This window comes from Mycobacterium sp. MAA66 (assembly GCF_041261665.1).
Taxonomy (GTDB): Bacteria; Actinomycetota; Actinomycetes; order Mycobacteriales; family Mycobacteriaceae; genus Mycobacterium.
Genome location: NZ_JBGCCC010000018.1, coordinates 15,647 through 38,597, shown reverse-complemented (window position 1 = coordinate 38,597; position 22,951 = coordinate 15,647). Strand labels below are relative to the sequence as shown.

The window sequence follows — 22,951 nt, the reverse complement described above, 5'->3', positions numbered from 1 at the left end:
GCACCTTGAAGTCGCTTCTGCCAGTAGCGCGTATCCAGCGCTGCCACTGCTGCTCCGCTGGCGCCGTTTGCAAGTGGCGAGCGAAGTGGCCGGGCCCATTCAGCACGATCAGCCGCCGAGACCTGCCTGATGAATGTCGCCAGCCATGTAGCGAGATCTTGTTCAGCAAACAGTTCGATGCTCGATAGATGGTCGAAGATTTCGACGAACGAACGCTGCTCGAGCTCATCGACTCCGTCTACCTACCACTGGTAGATGCCATATCTTTTCGACCGGGTCCGCCGAGCCGCTGATCATCGCTACGGTCCAGCGGCGGGCAGCGGCAGCGCAGCCCCGGAGAGGACTAGTTCCAAGACAGGAAGCGGTCAAGCTCAGATCTTTAGATTCGAGACGCTCTGCACTGAAGGGGCTAGCTGGTCAGCGTTGTCGCCAACGCGATCATCGTCGCCACCAGGTAATACGCAGCCAGTTTCGACAACCAGGCGCTTCCTATGGCCTCGTAGGACGAGGGCGGATCCACACCCCCCCCAGAAGAAATCGCTGATGCCGACGCCCGCTGCGCAATGTTCTTCGCGGGCGTCCAAAGTGTTGCAAGCCGACCGTCACGGTGACACCAACGAGGACGGGATCAGACTCCCGTCGAGCCCGAGGCCCGCGTCGGACGCACGTGCTCTAGTCGTTTCTTCGGATCAAGACCCGCGATGCCATCCTTCAGTTTGCCAAGTAGTTCGTCATAGCGATCTTGAATATTGGGGCCGCTTGGTCCCTCTTTGAACCGCAACTTCGCCTTGTCCCAGAATGCTTTCAGCGCCTTCTCTTGTGGGTAGAGGTCAAACAGACGCAGTTTGAGACCCAATATTTCCCTTTGCTTTTCGAGATCATCCTCGCTGTACTCATCGCGCATTGCCGCTTCGCGGGCCTGGACAGTGTTCGGGGGCGCGCCAGTTCCCCTCTTGGCCCAGGCGTACATGTGATAAGCGAGTTCGTTGGCCTCGATGACGATGCTCGCTTGTATCGCTTCGGTGCGGGGCGGTCCTCGGCTTCGATCTGCTCGGTGATGCCTTGTTGGGCTTTTTTAATCTGGTCCTGCACAGCGTTGTACGCCTTCCTTGCCGCCCAGATAGCTGCTAAGGCAGCCAAAATGGCGCCAACGAGTGTTCCGCAGTTGTTGTAGAGCCAATCGCAGAAACCATGTGCCGCTGGTGCGAGCTTGTCGACAGTGTCCAGTGGGAGGTGCACCGCCGATTCCGGCGGGACGTTCACCACGACGGTGGGCGGAGGTGGCGGCAGAGGGGCAGGCGTCGGCACGGCGACAACCTATCTGGCGCCGGCCAACGCCGGCTTCCGAATCACCCGATGCCGTCAGCAGTGAACAAATGTCCGACAAATGGGCGAACCTGCCCCCGTGCGGAGACTAACCCGCCCGGCCGACCGGCCCATCGAAGGATTGACCGCAGTCCGCCCACCGCCCCACGGCGAGCCCAAATACCGCCATCGCCAGTTCGCCGACTGTTCGACGGGGAATCTGGCCGTCGACCGCCCATCGGCCGATGGAACCAAACTCGGCGCGAGCGACTAGCCTCGTCGGCGCAGTTGGCGCGTGTGAGATGACGAGGTTCCTTCGGGAACGGGCCGGGGCGATTGAGCGGACACCGCCTTGATAAGGGGTAGATACACGGTGTCGAGGATCTCGGCGATGGTGTCGGTGTCAACGTCGTTGCGCGCGAAGACTATTTCGTCACGCAGTAACATGCCGATGCTCATCGCGGCGCGGCGGGGAATCTCGTGCGGGCCAATCTCTCCGCGTTCGCGTGCTCGGGCCAGGGCTGGATAGAGGGTCCTTTCCGCCAATCCGGTCACCTGCGCGTCGAGGAAGTTGAACAAGTCCTCATCGGCGTCGGCGATAAGGCCGCGGTAGTTGTCGATACCGATGGCGATGAAGTTGTCCGCGACTGCACTGAACAGCGTCAGGAGCTCGTCTCGCAACGACTCCGATGCCGCGATGGCGTCGTCGTCAGGTTGCCAGTGCAAATTGGGCAGCGCATCGACCACCATGTGTGCGCGCGAGCGGTAGCGGCGGTAGAGCACCGGCTTGCTGGTCTGCGCCCGCCGCGCGACGCCTTCGTAGGTCACTCCTGCGTAGCCGAAGTCGGCGAGCTCGGCTCTGGTTGCTTCGCGGATCGCGGCCATCAGCACCTCGTCGCGGCGGCGAACGGTGCCGGCGGAATTTGTGGCAACGCGCGTGGAAGACACGTTGCGTATCGTACCGCGATCAGTGTAGCGTCGATGTAAGACACGACGCGTATCTTGCGTGTTCGTATGGAGTAGAACGTCGAGATGTGGGGGAATCGCCATGAGCGACGACCAGAAGGTGTTCCTGCCGTCCCAGCCGCTGCCGCCCGCGCGCACTGGCCTGCTGACCGGATTCGATCCCGGCACGCGAACTTTGGAGGCCGGCTTTCGGGTCGCGCCGCAGTTCCGGCCCATCCCGGTCGACATTGTTTTCGAGAAAGACATCGCGGTCCAGCTGCGCGACGGCGTCACAATTCACGTCGATGTGTTTCGACCTGTTGGCGCAGAGCGGGTGCCGGTCATCGTGGCATGGAGCCCGTATGGCAAGGGGCAGGGCACATCCGCCAGTGTGACGGGCGTGTTCGGCATGGTCGGCCTGGACAACGGGGTCGTCTCGGGCCTGGAGAAGTTCGAGGGCCCGGACCCGGCATATTGGTGTGCGCAGGGCTACGCGGTCTGCAATCCGGATATTCGCGGGGTGGTCGATTCCGACGGCGACAGTGTGCTGTGGGATCGTCAGGAAGGTCTCGACTGCCACGACCTGATCGAGTGGCTGTCCGAACAGCCCTGGTGCAGCGGCAAAGTCGCGATGAGTGGAACCTCTTACCTCGCGGTGTCGCAGTGGTTCACCGCCGCCGAACAGCCGCCGCATCTGGCCGCGATCAACCCGTGGGAGGGCGTCAGCGATGTCTATCGCGATCTGGTGATGCGCGGCGGCATGCCGGACACCGGATTCGCCCGACAGCTTCAGTACGGCAGCTTCTTCGGCAAGAACCAGAAGGAGGACATCCTTTCCGAAGCGGAGCGCTATCCGCTGATGAATGCCTTGTGGGAAAACAAGATTCCGGATTTCGAAAAGATCACCGTGCCCGCCTACGTGGTAGCCAGCTACTCGAACACGCTGCACACTGCGGGAACGTTCCGCGCTTGGCGCCGGATCGCTTCGAAGCAGAAGTGGTTGCGTATCCACAACTCCCAGGAATGGCCTGACTACTACGACGAGGCGAACCGAGAAGATCTGCGCCGCTTCTTCGACCACTACCTCAAGGATGAGGACAACGGTTGGGAGTCAACGCCCCGCGTTCGCTACTCAGTGCTCGACTTCGAAGGTGGCGACGAGGTCAACGTGGCTGCGAACGAGTTCCCCCCGCAGCAGTTCGCGTCGACAAAGTACTACCTGGACGGCCACTCGCGCGTGTTGACCACCGAAGCGCCGACCGATGCGGTGGCAGCGACCTACGGCGTGGACGCCACCCCGAATGCGGTGTCGTTCATCGTGAAATTCGACGAAGAGACCGTCATGGTCGGTTATCCGAAGGCACACCTGTGGGTCGAAGCGCGGGGTGCTGACGACATCGATCTGTTCGTGCTCGTGCAAAAGCTCGACGCGCACGGCACGCCCCTACAGCAGTTCACCGTGCCAAATCAGAACGCGCGCATCCACGACCTCACCGATCACGGAGCCAGTATCCTACGGTACAAAGGATCTGACGGACGGCTGCGCGTTTCGGCTCGCCGACTCGACAAGACGTTATCGACCGATGACGTCCCCGCGCACAGCTTCGACCGGGTAGAAAAGCTCTCCGTCGGCGAGATCGTGGACATCGAAATCGACCTGCTGCCAATCGGTCTCGTCTTCTATCCGGGTGAGCAACTCCGCTTCGTCATCAGCGCCGGCAACCTCCTGGGAACGTTGATGCCCGCGATCTGCGAGTACGTCGGCGCCAACAATGGCCAACACGTCATCCACACCGGCGGCGAACACGCCTCCTACCTACAACTGCCCATCAAAACCACCTGACCGCGCCCGCTGCTGATGCTCTGATCCGTCGGGTGTTGCGTCGAGGCATGAGACCCGTTGTTGCCCAATCAAGTCCGTGGGAGAACGCGGAGCAAACTCGCCACGTGAGCATCGTGGACGCGCCTTCAACCGGTAGCTCGTCGATCGCTTTCATCACCGACGTGTACCCGGGACACACGCACAACAACACATGTCGCTTCTCAAATTGCGTGACAATCCGCGACTCCCCTACCTCGGGCTTTTCGGGGTTCTCATCGAGTTGGCAATCAGGTTTCTCTCATCCAGCTGGCAAAAACGGTAACGGTACGGTTGTACAAATACTGACGGTGCAGCGTATGACTGCAGTCCGCCCTCCGTACGGGCGAGATTCGTTGTCTGACTCCGTAATTGCGTTGATATGGTCTTTCATGCAGCAGCGGTCAGTGGACTGCACGAAACTGCGCCAGCGCCTTCGCTGCGACCGGTAGTGGTATGCGTTCTTGTTCAATGCGCCGTGGGTCAGCGTCTATGGCGGTGACGGCGGCGTATGCCATCGCCTCGTCGTCGGTTAGATATGGCAATGCCGGTCCGCCCGTCGGGATGGGGCGTCCGTCTGGGTAGAGGTTGGTGCCGAACTGTGCGTACCGCAGGTAGGTGGGGTGGTCCATCAATATGGTGCGAACTGGCAGTTCAGTGCGGTACGTATTGACGATGGAGAACCCTGCGGCGTCGAGGTCTCCCCAGTAAATGATGTTGGGGCAGTGGGCGATCCAGTCGTATTGGTGCAACCGCTTCGCTCCTTCATTGCCCCCACCTTCGACGGCGATCGCACCATGCGTCAGGGGAAACAGGATTGCGGTGTCCTTGTTCTCGGAAATGAGGATCACGCTTGGCCGGTAGGGCAGCTCCAGCGCGTCCCCCAATGTGTGGGAGTCGTGGATGCGCTCACCGGCACGTCGATAGTGAGGGTCGAGGTAGGTGAAGTGGATTCGTGGTGCATGATTGGGCAGCAGCCGGAGCCCGTCATCGCAGGCTGCCAGCATCGCGACTTGCCCCTGGTGCGCATTAAGCCACTTAGCGTGCACTCCGGGTAGCGGCACTTGCCTCGGGGTCATACCGACCGCAGTGGCCTGGTTGTCAGCGAACCATGTCGCGGCGGCGCAAAGCAATGCGAAATCTGTTTCGCTGTATCCAATCGTCGACCGCAGCAGAAATTCCATCTGAGGTTCGGGCAGGCCGGGGTTGACTTCGCGCAATTGAAGCTGACGCGCCCGAGCAGTCGTCAGCAGCGTCGACCAATTGTCCAGGGGGCAGTCTCTCTCACCGGCGACCGCTGCTGCGGTGTCGACGTCGGCGATCGTCACCTTCTGCGGGAGGGTTTGCCCGCCGTGTACCTTCCAGGTCAGTTCTTTGACTGTGACGCCACGATGTTCGATGCCCATTGCGCGCCACCGGCGGGTCAGATCAACCAGATCTGGAGTGGGGACCGCAGCTATCGACTTATTGGTGGCTGCGGCAGGCAGGATCGTCCAACGGTGTGGCCAGTCATCGCCGTTGGGGAAGGCCAGGCTGTGCGCCCAGTTGAGTTTTAGTCTTGCCGCAACCGCAGCCGCAATATCGTCAGGCGTCTTAATCATCGTCGCTGCGGTAATCGGATATGTAGGAACGATTTTCAGGATTTTTTGTGATGCACTTGCGTTCGTCCATGAGCGTCTCCACACCGGTCACCTTGTCCTGTGGCGCGGCGATCACGAGCTGGAAGCCGAGCTCAGTCCAGGCGTCGACGCCGCGGCGCGCGAAGTCGCCATTGGCCTTGATGAAGGCCTCGTCGAGGACGACGGGTGCGAACCTGGGTCGTTCGTGGTGGGTGTCGCCAAGCCGGTAGCGCAGCGCGGCCGCTGACATGAAGGCCACAAACTCCTGTCGTTCACCGCCACTGAGCGGGGCGAGTTGGTCGTAGCGCTTGATCTCGACACGGTCGGGGTCGTTGGGGTCGTATTCGATGGCGGTGATGTAGATGTGGTCGTTGACGTTGAGTAGACGCCGACGGCGGGCTGCCCCACCTGCTCCTGGCTCGGGCTTTCGGATTTCGTCGATGATAGCCCGCATCTGTTGGTAACGCGCCTCGTATTCGTCGTCGGTGCGTTCCTTGGCCAGCTCGGCGGTCAGTGCGTCGATCCTGACGCGCAGGGAATGAACCTCCTCAAGGACGCGCATGTCACGCTCGATGCTGATGCGGCGCCGGCGCTCACCGAACGGCAGGGTGGCCAGAATGCGGCGAATGGGTGCTAGGCGCTCCTCGATGCGGGCATGCGCGTCGTCATAGGCGTTCTTCAATTGGATCAGGTGGTTGACGGCCTGCTCATCCATGCTTTGGCGCCACTTCTCCCGGAGTAGATACACCTCGTCGGCGGTGATCTGTTCGAGGATGTCTGCGTATTGCTGGTAGGAGACGTAGTCGACGCCCCGATTCGGATCATCCGGCCATTGCTTGTTGTAGCTGGTGAAGATGAGCTCGATCGACTCCAGCGCGGTAGCTGCGCGCTCGCTGGCGAAGTTACGTTCGTCGCGTAGCTTCCTCCCGACTGCTCCGACGGTCAGCGAGAACGCCTTCTCGCTGTAGTCCATGGTGGAGTCGGCGGTGGCTTCGGTATAGAGGTCGGTCAGTAACGCGTCCTGTTCGTCGCTCACCGCGACGTCGAGGGCCTGTTGACCCACGAGTCTTGTCTCACGGTCCACGAGTGCGTCGAACTGATCGGTGAGCTCTTCTAGTCGCTGACCAACCTTAAAGGCGCTCTGAGCGGCCGTCCGGTAGGCTTCGTCGGCTGTCTCCTTGTCGGCGCGTAGCTTCTGCAGGACTGGATTCTTCTCCACCGCATCGCGAATGGCTCGGTCGAGCGCCTCAACAGCCGCGGTGGCGCCGTCTCTGTCGATGCGGTCCCAGTGGGCTCGTTCTACGGCTGCGTGGGCGGATGCGAGTGCGTCGAGGTGCGCGACTTGCCTCTCCAGCGCATCTGCCCGGCCGCCCGCGTCTGACTTTTCCTGCGTGGCCGCCTGGATCTGTGCGTCGAGCTCGGCCAGGCGCGCCTCGTTGGAAAAGCCGATCGCTGGTTCTACATCGGCCGTGCCCGCTGCCCCCCGTTTGCCCCGTCGGGTTTGGCCCGATTGAGTGACCTTCAAGGCCGCGCCGCCGAGTTGATCGGGCGATTCCACGCGTTGCGCGTCATCGCTAGAGCCACAGATCCGGTCGTAGATCCAGCCGGTGAACGGCGAGTCGTCAGCGAATTGAAGCACTTCCGAGATGTGGCCTGGCCGGGGCGACACAGTACGACCGACGCCGAGGCGGACTCCCTCAAAGTTGATGCGATGCATCGTCAGGGTGTCGATGCTGACGGAAAATTCACCGAGTCGAGCTTCGTCCACCAACATGATGCGCGCCAGTCCTGCCAGCGTCACCTCAGCGGCCATTCGCCATTGCAGGTGGTCGTCTTTGATGTCGAGAAGCTCCCCCACGAACGGCAGGTCCTCCGTCGACAGGCCGGTGCGCTCCATAATGGTTTCGCGCGCGCGCAGAAGCCGAACAGGTATGCGGCCCTTAGACTTTGCTACTTGGTCGCGGTCTTCAGCGAGCCGGCGTGCCCGACTGTTGGCCTCTCCAGCTTGGACGGTGGCAACGTTGCGCAGTGCAGTGAGTCGTTCCCGCTCGGCGGTGCTCCCTTGGCGGAACTCGGCCGCCGCGTCTTGGAAGGCGGCGAGGTCGTCGGACGAGGACAACGTGAGGTTCAGCGCCGCGGTGTCGGCGTCGAATGCGGCCCTGTTCGCAATGATGTCGTCTAACCGCTTCCTCGCCAGGGTGCGCTGACCTTCGAGCACTTCGAGGTCGTGTCCTTCGGAGGCGAGCAGCGTGGTGATCTGATCGCAGCGCTCCTTTTGCTGCTTCTCTGCGCGTTCAGTCCGTTGGCGTTCGGGTTCGAGTTCGTCGCGTGCCTCGATGTTGGCGTCTACCGCCGCTTCGAGATGCTCAAGTTCCTTGTGACGCAGCCAGGTCCGAAGCACACTCGCTCCTGCCTCGGTCTGTCGCTCGATGACCTCAATGGTGCCCACCCGTGTCGTGCACGCAGTGATGTGTGAGTGCAGCTCCACTATTTTCGACAGGGCATCGCGTTTGGCGCCAGCTTCTACGGCAGCACTGTAGGCCGACTCGGTGTCGGTGAAGGCAGCAACGACATTGTCGGCACGTTCGAAGGTTTCCGGTGTATCGAGCACGAGTTCCTTGAACATGGTGTCGACGGACTCCATCGCCTTGCCGGATTGGATGCGCGACAAGAGGATAAGCGCCTCCGACCCTTCTCCCCCGGCGCCGATACCCAGCCGTAGTTGTACGGTCGCATCGAATTCCGTTGATCGGGGGTGACATTTAACGGGGAAGTGCGTCTCGAGGTCTTCGCGGCGAAAACCCCTGTTCGTAACGATCTTGTCGAACATATCGGTGTCGATGTGTGTATCCGCCGTGAGGCCGACCTTGGTGATATCGCTATCGGTGTCTGCAGCAGTACCCACGAAGTACAGCCGGATGGCGGAGAATTGGCCGCCTGAGTCGTTAATGAAGTTCGCGGCGATGGCACCCCAAGTGGGTACTCCGTTGCCGCGCAGGAGCTTGTCGCGCTTTTCCGCTGAGCCGCGTTCGCGGAACTCACCTGTCTTGCCTCGAAGGTAGGACAGCAGGGTTCGCTGCCCGGTAGTAGCGTCCCGGTTGCGGCCAGTTGTTTCGTTTGAGGCCTCATTGAATCGCAGTCGACTTCCAGGCATCATCACGGCCAGGTAGGCGTCTAGAAGGGTGGACTTGCCGCTCCCCGGCGCTCCGGATATGAGGGTCGTGCTCGGGGAAAATTCCAGCAAGTGCCCGGCACCGTCGAAGGTCCCCCAGTTCGTCATCTGCAGAGAGCTGAGCCGCCATGTCAACTCTGGCTCACTCATGGCGCGCACCCTGCTGGCCAGTCGCTTCAAGCGGCTCAGCATCCGCTTGGTTCCCATCAGTTCCTCGGCCACCTACTTCTGTCGGCATGGGCTTGGCGAGAGCGTCAAGCAGCTGGCGGAGCTTGGCGACCGGCAGCAGCGATTCCAGGACCGGGTTGATCCAATAGCGGTCGTTGCCACCGGGCGCGGATTTAACGATGCCCAGGTTTCCCAGCGATTCGAGAGCCGACTTGGTGATGGTCTTGGGTCGTGACTCGTCGACGTGGGCAGGCAGCAGTGTGGTCATAGCCGTGACGAGTTCCTCAAAGTCCACAAAGACCGGGTCGGATGGAATTGCCCTGAGTCGCAGCCGTTGTCGTAGAACGACCAGCAGAGCGGTCTGGTTGGCGGTCCACCGGGTTTTGCGTAGCAAGCTGGGCGCGGCCACGTCGTCGGTTAAGGTCGCTGCCACCTTGTAAGCCACTCTGCTGGTGGCGTCGACGCGCAGGTCCAGCAACAAGTCATGTAGCCGGCTGGTGATTACCGGAAGAGACTCAACGAGAGTGTCCCATTCTTCGGCGTGTTCGGCGGCCGACACGTATGGCTGTTTGACAAGTTTGATCAGCGCAATGCGCTGCGGCAGCGTCAGGCCTCCGCCATCGCCATTGAACAGCGGCCGGGCTGGCTCGATGAGGTCGTCGGTGTCCGCGAAGTCCTCGTCGCCGCTGGGGCCGAAGCCGGTGCTCACGAGGCCTCCAGCGCTTGCAGGTACCAAATTTGCGCGGGGCTCAGCAGGATCCGATCGGCGATGAACGATGCGGTACTCCCATCTGGACGCACGACGTGAAACTCTTCGGTGGCACCGCAACTGCCGAAGTCGAAGCCCGAGGACGCTGCGGCCTGCCACAAACCCCACAGTTCGACCGGCCGGCGGAATTCGACAGGCAGGTCGTTAAACACCTCCCCCAGGCTGGCTCCCGGTCTGTGTGCCAGTTCGTCAACGACGTGGCGCACCGTTTCAGGCCTAGGGCCTCCCAAAGCGACCAGTTCGGCCAGTGATGGCGGGTCCGGCTGCTCAGCCCACGTGTTGGCCAAGTCCTGCGGCTCCGGATCAGCGATGGAAAGGTCGAATCGCTCACGGAGATAAGTCAATTCGATGCCCTCGGGAAGAACATCGAGATCGATAACCGCGCGTGGCATCCGCTCTAGGACTACAGCTACGGCGGAGCCGAGATCGTTGAGTACGCGCCCCAATTCGCGCTCGGACACGAGGCCGCGGGCAACGATGTAACCGGACAACGTCGACATGGCTCGATCCAACTTCTCTTGAACCAGCCCCATGTTCATTCTCAACCGTCCCGGAGTGTGCGCCAGCGCATCTTGTTCGTCGGACCGCAGCGCCTCCTGGAACACTGCGTGTGCCAGGATCGTGTCGAGGTCGACGCGCAACGACGCCAGCCGAGTCGGATCGGCCAACAACTCCCGAACACCCTGAAATGCCTGCCCTTCCGGAGTATCCAGGAGCAGACTTCCCGTCTTGTCCAGGTGATCGATGACTGCCTGGCCCGTAGATCGTTCGTCCGCCCGCAGATCGGCGATGGTGCGCCGATGCTCGGCGTCAATCGACTCACGCACCCTCGCCAGATCTGTCGGCAGTCTGCGGACCAAGTCGTCGAGGTGGGTGTACGACTCGATGAGAGCTCCGTAATCGGCGACTTCGATCTCCCCGCCGCCGGCGATGCGGTCCCGCTCGGCCGTCAACTCGTCAACGCGGGCCCGCGCAGCGACGATGTCCGAGTCCAGCTGCGCTAGGCGGCTCGCCCGGTCGACAGTGGCGAGACGTGAGAGATCGCGCGCAGCCTGCAAGATTGCGTTGAGCCTTGAGCTGTTCGCCAATGGCCGGTCAATGCGCAGGCGCCCGATGATTTCCTGCGCCTGCACGGCTGCGGGGGTCAAGAGGTAGCCATCGGTGTCCGCCGGGCGTCCCAGGAGCTGGTCGCCGATCAACTCCCGGCACAGATCACGGCCGATGATCCGGTAGTCGCCGTCGCCGTCTCGGCGCAGCGGCACCCTTTCCCCGGCGGCAACCAATTCATCGAGCAAGGCGTCTACACGCGAATGTATGACGTCCGCATCAACAACCACGTCGGAATCCGGAAAGGCGGATTCCAGAACCGCCATCACCACCTCCGGATTGCGCTTGCGAAACAGACTGAAGATCGGCTTCTGCATGACCTCGCGCGTGGCGCGCACCCGCCTAACGACATCGGACACGATTGCCTCCCCAATCAGCGGCCCTGGCACCATGATGACCGCACCCACCGACATACGCTCCCCGTTCACTCGAACTGGCGGTGTCTGGGAAGTGTTGGACGGAGACCGCGATGAGCACCGATGAGCGGATGGCGAAGCTGACTTTGCAGTCGTCGGCGAAACACACTGCCAGCGTTGACGGATCGACGTTTTTGACGGCGAAGCTGTAGCTGTCGGCGTGCAGTGCCGCGCATGGCGCTATCGCACCAGAGAGCCGGTCGAATGCCGCGTGCGCATCGTGTGTAGTCGGGTAGATGCCGATGGCTTGGCTCACTGACTTGTTGGCGGCGCCGGAGGGATGGGACCGGAGGTGTGCGCTTCGTGGATGGTTGCGACGAGGCCTTGCAAAAAGCTGACGATGACGGCGCGGTCGGGAGCGTCCAGAGCCGTAAAGCTACGCATCAGGCTGTCGTTGACATCGGCATACAGTCCCGCCAACTCATGCACCGTCTGTTCAGTAACGGCCACCATCGATGAACGTGCGTCCTGCGGGTTGCGGTATCGGTTGACCCGTCCGTCTCGTTCGAGTCGCGTCAGAACCGCGGTCAACGTTGTGGGTTGAATACCAGTCCTGTCCGCGATTGTCTTGGGAGTCGCCGGCCCCTCGGCGTGCAACACGTCGAGCACGCTGAGGTCGCGCGGATTAAGTCGAGAGGCTTTCGCGACCCGTTCGGTGACGATCTCAAACCCGATACGGAGGTCTTGGAGCACCCGCAGCAAGCCGGCGGAGTCACTTGTCGGTGGAGTCATCGCTGCGTGGTCGGCGCTACGGCTTGACGAACGTGCGCGGTCGTTGCGTCGAGTTCGGCGATCATGGCCGCGGCCAGATCGGCGCGTGCGGTGTAGCCCTGCGACGGGTGATCAGTGTCCAACCGGTAGGCAGAGACCGACGACCGGTCAAATAACCGTCCTGGGCGCATGATCGTCCACGCGATGTCACTGGATTGGCGAAGGATGTCCTCCATCCGTCGCATGTCTGCGTAGAGAGTTCGCCCCACCACGTTGCGCAGTAGTGGAAAGACGATGTTGTCTGGGATGAAACCAGATCCGCGGGGTGGCGGATAGGTCAACCCGGAGCTCACCACGACCAGCCGTTTGCCTCGACCGGCGCTGCGCAGTGCAGCGATAATCGCTTGCGTGCCTGCTGAATACACCGAGACCGGGTGCCGTGTGTATGTGGCACCGAGCGCAGACAACACCGCATCAGCGCCAGCGACGGCATCGGGCACGCCGGCACCGCTGACCGCATCGGCGCGTACCTGGGTCAGTTGGGCAGATAGTGGAATCGGCAACGGATCGGTCCGGCGGCTAACGGCTCGTAGCCGATGACCTGCGCGCAGGGCCTCGCGGCATATCCAGATACCGGTCGGTCCTGCTGCTCCGAACACTGTGACGTCCACGGATCCTCCTCACGTGACCGGCCGGTGGACCCGGCGCGCGAAAACCGGGAGGGCGCGGGCGTCGACCGCCTTTAAAGGACCGAGGACGTTTGTGCGGAAACTGGGGCGCAGTAGCTGATCGGACATGAACCGCACGACCGGACCAGGGATGCTTGCGTAGTTCACGACGACGAACCGAGAAGAGTCGTCGAAGGCCAGCAGCGTGGAGTTGTCCACGCCCAGCACCTCCCCGTACCAATCGGAGATCCCCGACCACACACGGGTAACCTCCTCCGCCGAACGTGGAGATATAAAGTGATTCAACAGGATTGGCCCATCAAAGGCGTCGGTATCTCCGAACCTCTCGACGTTGCATGCAGCAGCCACAAACGCAGGCTCACCAACACCAGAGTGCTCGATCACGTGCCATGCTGCCTCGATCGCCTCTTCACTGCCGTTGATCAGAAGCACGACATCAAATCGGGGACCGCCCGGGAGCGGGACGACGAACGTGGATTCCAGCAACCGCACGCCGCCGATCCCGGGTATCGATTCGAGCTGCGCGAGAGACCCCCGCACAGTCGTCAGCTGCCGGCGCCGCACCTCGCTGGGCAACACGAAAGGCCCTATCAACCGAAGATGCACGTTCCACGCGATGTAAAGAAATCGCCCCGAAATCGTGGCTCTGGCTCTCACCTACGCACTCCGTTTCAGGTTCACCGTCCGAATCTACTACGATAATCGTAGCACTTATGGGCCGAGTTCGAAGCGCCGAGCACGTCAAGGCCGTTCGCTGGTGACTAGCCAACCGCGTTGGCTGGTGGCGAGTCTCTCTAGACCTCCGATGGTTCTAAGAGCCAAACCCGATCTAGCCGGCGTAGGTGCGCGTGGCGAGCAATCTTTGTTCCGCGGGACGATCTGTCGAGCGTGCTGATCGGGGCAGGGTCGCAATCGGTGGTTGTGCCGGCAGCCGCGCTTACTATCGGTGAACGTGAGTGCATACTCCGGGGTGCATACGACAAGTCGCGTGCTGAGTGGGTGGGGTCGCCGCATCCAATCCCAAGCTCAAGTGCTGTCATCACCGGACATCCAGGTCATCGCCACCGCCGTGCAGTCGGCCGGCCCGCGAGGTGTGATCGCCCGCGGGCTGGGGCGCAGCTACGGCGACCCGGCGCAGAACGGCGGCGGCCTGGTCATCGACATGACACCACTGAACCGCATCCACCACATCGATCCCGACACCGCAGTCGTCGACGTGGATGCCGGAGTGAGCCTCGATACCTTAATGCGTGCCGTCCTGCCGCACGGTCTGTGGGTTCCGGTACTCCCGGGTACCCGCCAGGTCACCATCGGCGGCGCGATCGCCGCCGACATCCACGGCAAAAACCATCACTCACACGGCAGCTTCGGCAATCACGTGATCTCGATGGACTTGCTCAAAGCCGACGGGTCAATCGCCACACTGACCCCAGACGGTCCTGCGGCCGAGTTGTTTTGGGCGACGGTGGCCGGCATGGGCCTGACCGGCATCGTGCTGCGCGCCAAGGTCCGCATGACACGGACCGAAACGGCCTACTTCATCGCCGACCATGACCGCACCCGCAACCTCGACGAGACGATGGAGCTGCTCACTGGCGGCTCGGATGAGGGCTACGACTACTCCATGGCGGTGCCCGACACCATCTCGACGGGTTCGCGCATGGGCAGGGCCGGCTTCACCCGGGGATCATTGGCCACCGTTGATCAGCTGCCACCGAAGTTGCGGCGAGATCCGCTGCGGTTCAACGCCCCTCAACTGTTCACCGTGCCCGACATCTTCCCCAACGGACTGGTCAACGGATTCACTTCGCGAGTCCTGTCCGAGGTTGCCTACCGCGTCTATCCGCAACACGGGCGGGGCACCATCCAGAACCTGACGCAGTTCTATCACCCGCTCGATCTGCTCGGTGAATGGAACCGGGCGTACGGCAAGGAAGGCTTTCTGCAGTACCAGTTCTCGATTCCGTTCGGTGCTGAGCAGCAGCTCGCCGACATCATCCGGGCAATCGCACAATCCGGGCACCGCTCCTTCCTGAACGTATTCAAACGGATGGGGGCGGGCAACCAGGCACCGCTGTCCTGGCCGCATCCCGGGTTCATGCTGAGCCTGGACTTTCCGATCAAGGACGGCATCAGTGCGTTCCTCGACGGTATTGACGAACGGGTTATCCAAGCCGGGGGCCGGCTGTACTTCGCCAAGGAATCCCGCGCGAAAGCCCATCTCATCCCGCTGATGTATCCGCGCCTGGACGAGTGGCGCGCGGTGCGGGCCAAAGCAGACCCAGGGGGTGTGTTCATCTCGGACCTAGCGCGCCGCCTCGAACTCATCCCCACCTAACATCTACGTCTTGTGTGCGATCAGATACGCCTGCGGGGTGGATTCGAACCCGTCACCGTCCGGTTGTCGTATCAGCTGGGTGTACACACGAAATCCGGCACACGCCAACAGCTCTCCGACATAGCCGGGTTGACGGCGGTAAAACGTCAAGTGCACCTGGTGACCGAAGGCGCTCGTGAGCTGCCGCGGCTGATCGCCTACCTGGAACGCAAGCAGAACCAGGCCGCCGGGGGCGAGCACGCGATGAAACTCGCCGAGCGCGTCAGGTAGATGGTCATCGGGCACGTGGATGATCGAGTACCAGCAACACACGCCGCCGACGCTGCCATCGGCGAGGTCGAGGTCGAGCATCGAACCAACACTGAACTGCAGCCCGGGATTGCGGCGGCGCGCTTCGGCAATCATGTTCGCAGACAAGTCAACCCCGAATGCCTCTACGCCAGCACGGTGCAACAACGCGGTAGCCACACCGGTCCCGCACCCCACGTCAACGACGCGCCGGTTACCCTGCTTCGCGACCAACTGGCGAATACATTCACTACCCCGAGGTCGACCGGCTTGTCATCGAGATGGCGATGGAACCGCTCGGCATAGGCAGCAGCCGTGCGGTCATAGCCATCGCGCGTCGGGGACAGAAAATCGAATCGGTCCACGCAGCGCATTCTTCCCTACACAGTCGAGACGTAAGCGTCCGGCGGGCGCGCCTGCTGCCTTGTCGGGCAACACGCGTGTGACGGTCACGCTCGTGCCAGCATCGCCCTGCAGGACCCGACCAACTCGGCCACCATCCACACGGGACGGCTGCCGGCGTCGTCCCGGTGGGGCCCTGGCACCGAACAAAACCGGCCGAACCCGCCCAGGTGCGTCGGTTCCGCTCCAAGGACGCCTTCGCTCGCCTGAACGGCACTGCACCTTTACCGGTACGGTCATTGAACAAGCGGCGACACCGTCTGTCGCGCACCGGGAATCGGCAACTCAACGCTGCCCTGCATCGGATCGCGATGACCCAGGCCCGATTGCGCCACCGGTACAGCCTGGCTTCGGTGACTCCCAGATCACCGGCAACGTCAGCTAGGAGTCAAGTCCATTCGATCATGAAAAGCATTGGGATTCAGGGAATATCAGGAACCCGCAAACGACGGATCAATATGGACTACGTCGTTACCTCCGAGGACCTGGTGAATCGAGAATTCACTGCCACCCGCGCGAACCAGCTCTCGTGCACCGACATCACCGAGCACCCCACCCGCGAAGGCAAGGTCTATTGCTGCGCGGTGATTGATGCTTACTCACGGCGCGTCGTGGGCTGGGCCATCGATTCACGGCAAACGGAGTCGCTGGTACTCAACGCGCTGGACATGGCCATTGCCGCCCGCTCACCGCAGGGAACAGTGGTCCACAGCGACCACGGCACTCAATTCACATCCTGGGCATTCAGTCAGCGAGTGGCACAAGCTGGCCTCGTGGGATCGATGGGCACGATCGGTGACGGCTACGACAATGCCTTGATCGAATCATTCTGGAGCAGAATGCAAATCGAACTCCTAGACCGCAAGAAGTGGACCACACGCACAGAACTGGCCAACGCGATCTTCGACTACATCGAGGTGTTCCATAACCGTCGACGCAGGCATTCCGCCCTGGGCTGGCTCACACCGACAGAGTTCGAGAAGGCGCAACGGGGACTACAATCGGTTTCCTGATTCTCAGAACCCGGCGGACCACACCCCGGGACGGCCCAAAGCGGCATCAAACTCGGAACGGTTCAAGGCAAGTCGCTTGTGCGTGGAGCGTTTGCGCTAAAGGTCACCTGCTCGACGTGACCGTAGGCTGATCCTTCACGGTGACGAGATATGAGTAGACGCTGCCCCGGTCGGATCTCCTGCCAATGCCTAGGTACGTAGATCTGGCACTGCGAATTGCCTTGCTGGGGTTTACCTCCATGAGGGGTACTGCGCTGCCGGCGATGCCTAAGGTGCAAGGTGACAAGGGGCGGTGCCAGGTCTCGCGAGCGGTTTCTCGGAGATCATTTGCCTTTGCGGCAAGCTGTTTGGCCCTATTCGGCAACGCTTGACGGCCTACTTCTGGCGACGTGATCGCACAGTCCCGCAATATGTTTCGCAGATCCCGTGCATAGGTGCGATATGCCTCTCCGTGCTCCTCTCTGAAGTCGAGTACTTCATCAATGGGAATTGGTGCAAGGTCAACAGGCACTTGTTCTGGGTCGATGACCACGGTGTGTCCATTCGTCGACAGCGGTGCGAGGGCAACAAAATCAAGCAGCGTGCGCACCTGCTGTGGATGCCTTGTGATCGGTTGCAGGGCGCAGCCCGCGTGCTCGGCGGATTCGCGAAGGATGTGCGGCAGAGCAGCAAGGACCCACGTTCGGACGACGGGGTGCAATGTTGGTGCGGCTCCGTCGTGGCCCGGCCTGGCCAGACCCCGCTCAACAAGCTCAGCGAGAATGAGGTCGGTGAGCATCGGTTCGGCACCGGCGCACCTCTGAGAACGCGAGGTCGCCCTGTACGGCACCGCAAGGTCAAGGTTGTCGCACGCGCCGCGTTCTACCAGTTCGATGAGCAACTGAGCCACCGATTCCGCTGATCCCTTGTCGACCAAGAACTCTGGGCTCAGCCGCACCAATAGGCCGCGGTCTTCGAGCTGTTCGACGAATGACGGGTCAACGACAAGGGGTGCATCCCGCATGTAGTCCGGGACGGTTAGGGCGATGCCGTCAAAAAACAGCAACAGCGTCTTGATGCATGCTGCGGCGCCGCTGCGCCAATACGGCTCGTAGAAATACGCCAACTGCCGTAGGGGTTCGATGTCATCACCCCGAACGCCAGGATCTGCGAGGGCAGAATTGTTGTGCACTAATGATGTTGAGGCCATGCTCATTCACCCGGTTTGGTATATCCGCTCGGCCATCATGGGCGTCGGAAGATCCTGACCTACTGCCAGTGCATCGAGACGCGACACCAATAGCTGCCATGCGCTCGATCTCCGCCCGACGTGCGCAGGGTCTGGTCCGGGCAACGGTTCGTACCGTTCACAGACTGAGATGCTGGTGAACTCGCCAGTTATCGAATGCCGTCGATGAGTTCGGCCGCTGACAGGCCGAGTGGCTTGGCGATGTCGAAGATTCGCTCGAGCAGTATTCCCCTGCGTCCGTGCTCGATGTCCATGAGGACGTTGCGTGACACACCGGAGAGCAGCGCGAGTTGCTCCTGGGTCAGGCCTCGTTCGATGCGGGCACGCTGGATGCGTAGCCCGACGCGGTGGCGGCGACGTTCCCACGCGGCGACCCGTTTCGGGTCGTTTTGACTGGGGCGCGTCGGCACACACTCCAGTAACCGGGTTAAAACCCTCAAAGTCTGCCCTATTAGTAGGGCATTATGGATTGATGGACAGCGCCACCGATATGGCTGATCCCGATGTGCGGACGCTGCCGATCCGACTCACGCCCATGGCTGGCGAAAGCATCGAGTCCTGGCTAGAGGCGTTCGGGTGGCGCACTGACGCGACGTGGGGTGACATCCTGTCTGCGGTCGGCCTGTCTGCCCAAATCCGCTACATCCATGTACCGCACTTCACGGTGTCTTTGACGCCAGAGGAGCTGGAATCACTGAGCTATGCCACAGCGGTGGCGGCGACGGTGATCAGGTCGATGACGTTGTCGTCCCTGATCGCGCCCGATGACGCTGAATTGAGGACGCCGGGCCCGTTGGCCTTGGCCCGGTCGCGGTTCTGTCCCCAATGCCTGGCCGACACCGGTGGGCGCTGGCAGCTGTGGTGGAAGCTACGGTGGGCGTTCGCTTGTCCCCGCCATCGCTGTCTGCTGGCCGACTGTTGCCCGCTCTGTTCGCGGCACCAACGCACCAGGCCCCTCACATATGGACTTGTTCCTGAACCTGGGCGTTGTGGTGGCCTGGCCCTGGGCGCATCGGCGCCGAACCTGCAGCGGTGTGCCGGCCTGTTGTCTACTGCGGACACCGCGCGCCTCGACAGCAACCATCCTGCGCTGGCAGCCCAACAATATGTCCTCACGACCCTCGCCAATGGCGTTGCCGCAGAAGGTATCTACGCATACGCGCCCGTGCCGGCCTGGCAGCTTCTCACCGACCTCACCGCACTCGGGCAACGCATCATGCGCTACGCCACCATCGATGAGCTGCAAGCGCACACACCCAGCGATTTGTGGGATGCCCACCAACGCCACGCGTTCCGCGACGTCACCCCAACTCATTCGCCCACGCCGCGGGTGCTTGCCAACGATTCGTCAGCCACCGCGGCGGCGGCCGCCTGCATCAGCGTGACGATCCTGCAGAGCCCCTCGGCGGCCGCCGGTGGACAGCGACTTCGCTGGCTGATCGCCTCCATACACAAGAGAGGGTTGGCAGTGTCCGCCTCTGCTCTCCGATGGGGCGAACAAGTCAGCCCGACGCTGACCTCGGTCCAATTGCACGCGCTGACACCGTTTCTCTGCCCGGCTCAGCAACTGCGCTATCGCAGCTGGACAGCTCACCCTCGTCCCCCGCAGCGCCAAACGATGCGACACCAGTCCATTCCAGCGCTGCTGTGGCCCCGCTGGGCGTACCCAATGCGTACCGCCACCACGAATTTTGAACAGTTGCAGGCAGCACTGAGCGTGGCACTGATACTCGTCGGCACGCCCATCGACATACCGGAAGCGTGCGCTCTACTGGATTCGGCGATCACCGTGCCGGCAATGCGTCACGTCCTGCGCATCCTGTCCCACCGCAGTGATTGGGCCGTCGCCGCTTCGGCGCTAACAGCAGTCGCCGAGCAACTCGACAAAGCACCCAGCCCTATCGATTACGCCCGGCGCCGCACCCTCCCGCTATCGGCGCTGCTGCCCGATCGCCTCTGGCGCGACATATGCCGCGCCACACAGACACCGGTCGGCGGACCGGACACGATCCACATCTATCGGTGCTGGCTCTATGCCCGCCTGACCGGATCACCCGAACTCCACCGCTGCGGTCCGCACGCCACGCACGCGAGCGCCCGCCTACACGCTGCGCTGTCCATCGCGCTAACACCAGAACTCGTGACCGCACTGGACACCCACGGCCGCGACTTCCTGGAAAGTCACCACATCACCGACGAGCCACTGCGCTGGCAACCGCCCCCGGAGATCCTCACCGCCGCATTCCCGCAAGCCAACCAATGGCCGCTCATCGACCTCAACCAACTACACCGACAGGATCCGCATCAACTCGCTGCCCCTGGCAGTGCAGCCAAAGCACTGACACGTCAATCGATGTTGACCGCGAAACATTGAACGAGCATCTAGCCCTGCGCAATCTCGACCAAGGCGAAAGTATTTTCGACGACGGCCAGTACCCACGGTGACCGACATGCGTGACCCTGTCGACACTCACCCGCCTTGCCATACACTGAGACCTCAAGGCGCTGTACAGCTTCGGTGCATACCGAACCGCGCTGAACGACCACAGTTCGGGTCGCACCGTACGCCCATCGCAGTCCAATTCAACCAGGCGATGCAGATCATGAACAACACAACTGCAACCGCCGTTCGCCGAGAAGTGCTGCGATCGACGTCGGAGATGCCGGGGAACGACGCGAGTCGCAGTCAATGTCGCTCAACCCCACGGCCGGCCACAGCGTCGTCGACCCGCATACCTGGCCTTGGCGCGGTCAATCGGAACGTGTAGCGGGCCCTCGAAATCACGGATTACCACAGACTTGCTGACCTCGAGACAACTGCCGATGATGCGTGCTTGCAATCCCCTGCCGTGCGGGATGCAGGCTCTGCACATGGTTCTCGCATTCAATCTCGGTAGCCGACTCGATGAGGTCGTTTCCGAGGGTGGTTAAAATCACCGGACGGTGCGGATGACCTCGCGCGCCGATCAGTTTGTGGCCGAGCTGACCTTCCAACCAGTGGACTTGCTTTCCCAGCCGACTGTTGCCGCAACCGATGCGACTGGCTGCGCCAACCACGGTGCCGCAATCGGCGACAACCACGAAACGTTGAATCACTCCCCACGCACGGAGGCGCTGTTTGCGGGTCGAAAAGATGTCGGGGTCCAACGACAGCTTCCGGAGTAATTCGCCGGTAGGGGCATCTGGCATCAGCCCGCTGGCGTGGAGTCGATTGGTAAGTGTGCCAATCGAGATACCGCATTCGCCGGCGAGGTCGGCCAGGGGTCGGCCATCGACAACGTACTGCTGGTAGATCCAAGGTCCGGTGATGTCCAGCCGCCGGTAACTGCGGTGATAGGGGCCGTCGATGCCATACTCTCGGGCCAGTGCCGATACACACCCACCGAGGTAGTTCGGGTCGCCCTCAGGAACGACGTGCACGCCGATCTCGCGAAACCACATATGGCGGTGCTCCCAGAGTTCGCGCAGCACCGACTCTGGCAACGCCTCGCGGAGCGCTCGCTTCATAGTGTGCGGTTGGGATTTGCGCTTAAATTCAGCGAGAGACTCAGGTGTTGCCTCCTGTGCTGAGCGTGGATTTTGCTCAATTTGATAACGAACCTTCCACTTTGGGACCTTCAACTTGTAGGCGATGCCCACGACCGACATCCCTTGAGCAACAAGGAAACCAACGGTGTCGGGTTGGACATCACTAAATCCTGGGTGGGGTAAGTCGAGGCCGTCGAGGAGACTCATCGGCGCCTCCCACACCAGTGGCTCATCGTGTATCCCTTTGGTTGCGAGATATTCGAGGGCCAACGCATCGATGGCAGCGATCGTTTCGGCGGTGAGCGCAACCCGCGCCTCATCGGCGATGTCCACGTGCGGCATTCCCGCGAACCCGGTTGTCGTTGCGACACCGCTGATCCGTTCGATGAGCCACAAACGGGCAGCATCGACAGGAACGTTCCGCACGCCACAGCGTGCGATGATTTCGTGCCAGCGGGAGTCGGCAAGCAGACCGTCGTAGGTCAGCTCCCGGCGACGTTGGTAATCAATGGGTGGCGGGTTGGCAGACAGATAGTCATATAGGCGCAGGAGCGCGTCGATGATGCCTACCCAGTGAGAATCAGTGCGCAGCCGCTTGGCCGCTGCTACGACGTATTGCGGCGAGAGCCATGAATGCATTTGTCGCCGCAGTTCACCTGGCGGTGTGGCCGATCCGATGGTCAACAGCAAGATTGCCAACACTTCACGATTCGTCTGCCACCGCAACTGGCCGGTATGTAGTGCTGTGGCAAATCGCGGCCACAGCAGGGTTGGCACTGCTGACTGCAGGTTGTTCACGCGGGCGCGCCCGGGCCTACTCGGCAACCGCGGCGCTGTACCGATTGCGCGGTAGCGAAACTGGTCGAGGATAGTGAGGGTCGCTGCGTGCGAGAGGATGTCAACCGCCACGACTGCATCACTGCATCTGCGCAAGGGCAAAAGTACGCGTTTGTGCCCTGGCGGTTGCGGAATGTCTGCGGTCACCAACGCGAAGACCGCGGCCGCGTCTTCCAGGGACGGTTGCAGCAGAATCTCCAGGGCAGCGGCAACCGCGAGGCCGACAGCCGCGCTCGACGATGGATAGCTCAATGAAAATCGTCGATCAAGCACGGCCCCTGGAGCATCCGCACCCAAGAGATCTGACCATGCCTGGACGGTGCGAGCGTCGTGCCGCTTCTCGACCAACTCAACGAGAGTGTCCAGAGGGCTCGTCCTGAAGATCTTGCTGCCCAATAGAAGAATGTCTTCGAGTAGTTGATCGGCACGCGCTGGCGCGAACTGATAGACGCCCCATGCGGTCACGTCGTCGGTCAGCATGACCGACAAGGTCTGCTGAGCACGCAATATCGGATGATTTCCGCGCAGACGGACCACTGTGGCTGCGGTTAACACCGC

Annotated in this window: 17 protein-coding genes; 4 read left to right on the top strand and 13 right to left on the bottom strand. The window is 61.9% G+C overall.

Features of this window, described 5'->3' with window-relative positions:
- Nucleotides 1–628 precede the first annotated feature (628 nt).
- The gene (locus tag ABIA30_RS26930) at nt 629–970 is read right to left on the bottom strand and encodes a hypothetical protein (RefSeq protein WP_370071179.1); all 342 of its coding nucleotides are present in this window, start codon (nt 968–970) and stop codon (nt 629–631) included.
- A gap of 605 nt (nt 971–1,575) precedes the next feature.
- Entirely contained in the window at nt 1,576–2,190 is a 615-nt protein-coding gene (locus ABIA30_RS26925) for a TetR/AcrR family transcriptional regulator (RefSeq protein ID WP_370071187.1), read from the bottom strand.
- A gap of 163 nt (nt 2,191–2,353) precedes the next feature.
- Between ABIA30_RS26925 and ABIA30_RS26920 the strand changes: the two genes are divergently transcribed.
- Nucleotides 2,354–4,093, top strand: coding sequence for a CocE/NonD family hydrolase (locus ABIA30_RS26920; RefSeq protein ID WP_370071177.1), 1,740 nt, complete (start codon nt 2,354–2,356; stop codon nt 4,091–4,093).
- A gap of 419 nt (nt 4,094–4,512) precedes the next feature.
- On the opposite strand, the gene ABIA30_RS26915 is transcribed toward ABIA30_RS26920, so the two are convergent.
- The 7 genes from ABIA30_RS26915 to ABIA30_RS26885 all read right to left on the bottom strand — a co-directional run bounded on the left by ABIA30_RS26915 (nt 4,513) and on the right by ABIA30_RS26885 (nt 13,416).
- Nucleotides 4,513–5,793, bottom strand: a complete 1,281-nt coding sequence (locus ABIA30_RS26915; RefSeq protein WP_370071175.1) for a Wadjet anti-phage system protein JetD domain-containing protein — start codon at nt 5,791–5,793, stop codon at nt 4,513–4,515.
- Nucleotides 5,702–9,121 (bottom strand): ATP-binding protein, encoded by a 3,420-nt coding sequence (locus ABIA30_RS26910; protein WP_370071173.1) that lies wholly within the window; start codon nt 9,119–9,121, stop codon nt 5,702–5,704. The genes ABIA30_RS26915 and ABIA30_RS26910 overlap by 92 nt, the downstream gene beginning before the upstream one ends.
- Nucleotides 9,042–9,776, bottom strand: a complete 735-nt coding sequence (locus tag ABIA30_RS26905; protein WP_370071171.1) for a DUF4194 domain-containing protein — start codon at nt 9,774–9,776, stop codon at nt 9,042–9,044. The genes ABIA30_RS26910 and ABIA30_RS26905 overlap by 80 nt, the downstream gene beginning before the upstream one ends.
- Entirely contained in the window at nt 9,773–11,302 is a 1,530-nt protein-coding gene (locus tag ABIA30_RS26900) for a DUF3375 family protein (RefSeq protein ID WP_370071169.1), read from the bottom strand. Before ABIA30_RS26900 ends, ABIA30_RS26905 begins: the two co-directional genes overlap by 4 nt.
- Before the next feature lie 309 nt (nt 11,303–11,611).
- Complete coding sequence (locus ABIA30_RS26895; RefSeq protein ID WP_370071185.1) at nt 11,612–12,052, bottom strand: MarR family winged helix-turn-helix transcriptional regulator; 441 nt, start codon at nt 12,050–12,052, stop codon at nt 11,612–11,614.
- A 35-nt stretch (nt 12,053–12,087) separates the two neighbouring features.
- Nucleotides 12,088–12,741, bottom strand: coding sequence for an NAD(P)-dependent oxidoreductase (locus tag ABIA30_RS26890; RefSeq protein WP_370071167.1), 654 nt, complete (start codon nt 12,739–12,741; stop codon nt 12,088–12,090).
- Nucleotides 12,742–12,750: 9 nt separating this feature from the next.
- The gene (locus tag ABIA30_RS26885) at nt 12,751–13,416 is read right to left on the bottom strand and encodes a hypothetical protein (protein ID WP_370071165.1); all 666 of its coding nucleotides are present in this window, start codon (nt 13,414–13,416) and stop codon (nt 12,751–12,753) included.
- Between the two features lie 295 nt (nt 13,417–13,711).
- On the opposite strand from ABIA30_RS26885, the gene ABIA30_RS26880 reads away from it, so the two are divergent.
- Nucleotides 13,712–15,097 (top strand): FAD-binding protein, encoded by a 1,386-nt coding sequence (locus ABIA30_RS26880; protein ID WP_370071163.1) that lies wholly within the window; start codon nt 13,712–13,714, stop codon nt 15,095–15,097.
- A 3-nt stretch (nt 15,098–15,100) separates the two neighbouring features.
- Here ABIA30_RS26880 and ABIA30_RS26875 read toward each other — a convergent pair whose 3' ends face one another.
- Complete coding sequence (locus ABIA30_RS26875) at nt 15,101–15,583, bottom strand: class I SAM-dependent methyltransferase (protein ID WP_370071183.1); 483 nt, start codon at nt 15,581–15,583, stop codon at nt 15,101–15,103.
- A 332-nt stretch (nt 15,584–15,915) separates the two neighbouring features.
- Between ABIA30_RS26875 and ABIA30_RS26870 the strand changes: the two genes are divergently transcribed.
- Nucleotides 15,916–16,800, top strand: a complete 885-nt coding sequence (locus ABIA30_RS26870; protein WP_370071161.1) for an IS3 family transposase — start codon at nt 15,916–15,918, stop codon at nt 16,798–16,800.
- Between the two features lie 103 nt (nt 16,801–16,903).
- Here the strand turns inward: ABIA30_RS26870 and ABIA30_RS26865 are convergent, their stop codons facing one another.
- Nucleotides 16,904–17,989, bottom strand: coding sequence for a hypothetical protein (locus ABIA30_RS26865; protein ID WP_370071159.1), 1,086 nt, complete (start codon nt 17,987–17,989; stop codon nt 16,904–16,906).
- Nucleotides 17,990–18,177: 188 nt separating this feature from the next.
- Nucleotides 18,178–18,438 (bottom strand): helix-turn-helix domain-containing protein, encoded by a 261-nt coding sequence (locus ABIA30_RS26860; RefSeq protein WP_370071157.1) that lies wholly within the window; start codon nt 18,436–18,438, stop codon nt 18,178–18,180.
- Between the two features lie 62 nt (nt 18,439–18,500).
- Between ABIA30_RS26860 and ABIA30_RS26855 the strand changes: the two genes are divergently transcribed.
- Nucleotides 18,501–20,402 carry a TniQ family protein gene (locus ABIA30_RS26855; RefSeq protein WP_370071155.1) on the top strand — a complete coding sequence of 634 codons (1,902 nt, stop codon included), beginning with the start codon at nt 18,501–18,503 and terminating at the stop codon, nt 20,400–20,402.
- A 407-nt stretch (nt 20,403–20,809) separates the two neighbouring features.
- Here ABIA30_RS26855 and ABIA30_RS26850 read toward each other — a convergent pair whose 3' ends face one another.
- Nucleotides 20,810–22,873, bottom strand: a complete 2,064-nt coding sequence (locus ABIA30_RS26850; RefSeq protein ID WP_370071189.1) for a LysR family transcriptional regulator — start codon at nt 22,871–22,873, stop codon at nt 20,810–20,812.
- Nucleotides 22,874–22,951 lie beyond the last annotated feature (78 nt).